Origin of the sequence: Brachyspira catarrhinii, assembly GCF_005518285.1 — a bacterium.
Classification (GTDB): domain Bacteria; phylum Spirochaetota; class Brachyspiria; order Brachyspirales; family Brachyspiraceae; genus Brachyspira; species Brachyspira catarrhinii.
In genome coordinates, this window is record NZ_SJDU01000912.1 from 1 (window position 1) to 266 (window position 266).

The 266-nt window shown below is 38.7% G+C and carries 1 protein-coding gene; it reads left to right on the forward strand.

The genetic code is table 11. The features are described from left to right. Positions 1–266, forward strand: a 266-nt coding sequence (locus EZH24_RS14660) for a hypothetical protein (protein WP_161976223.1), incomplete at both ends; no start/stop codon positions are given.

Sequence of the window (266 nt, forward strand, 5' to 3'; positions counted from 1 at the left end):
AAAGAAGACCCAGGCGCCAAGCATATAGATTTTAGTAGATATGAATATAATGGAAAACCTATCAAATTAGGCGGCGACAAATATGCATTAAGGGCGTATTCTCATTTTAGTGGAAACGGCTATAGTATTGGACTCACTACCAATGATTTTAATAACGGAGATAAAAATCAAACGGGAGAAAGTAAATATAGCCACACTAAAGAGCTTGTAAAAGCAACCGCAAAGGCAAACGGCTATCCCGCTATAACGGTTTTACCAGACGGAAC